This window comes from Vibrio sp. T9 (assembly GCF_003123985.1).
GTDB classification, from domain to species: Bacteria; Pseudomonadota; Gammaproteobacteria; order Enterobacterales; family Vibrionaceae; genus Vibrio; species Vibrio diabolicus.
The window spans coordinates 1-325 of record NZ_NIGY01000150.1 but is presented as its reverse complement, the minus strand read 5'-3'; the positions used below and the strand labels follow the sequence as shown (position 1 = coordinate 325).

Annotated in this window: 1 protein-coding gene; it reads right to left on the bottom strand. The window is 63.1% G+C overall.

The features are described from left to right. Window positions 1-325 (bottom strand): DUF4105 domain-containing protein (locus CBX98_RS25855; RefSeq protein ID WP_146192938.1); only part of this gene is annotated, 325 nt, incomplete at both ends.

The window sequence follows — 325 nt, the reverse complement described above, 5'->3', positions numbered from 1 at the left end:
CACGGGCCCGGTCGGTAATTCGCCCGAGCCGCCGCCATTCCGCCTCGGAAAGGCGATTGTCCAGCGCGCCGTTGTCCCTGAGGTAACCCGGCAGGTAACCGGTGAGAAGCAGGCGAATATCGAACGGAAGGGCGCCGTCGATGCGCCGCGCCATGCGATAGACGATCGTCGTGCAGTTCGATGTGACCGTGTTATAGAAGCGCGGCTGCTGCACGAGCTCGTTCGCCGCCTTCACATACGAGAGAAACAGCGAGCGCATCGCGTCCTTCGGCATCCGCAGCGGAAAAATGTAGTCGTCCTCACCGCGTACGTTCGTCCGCACGCG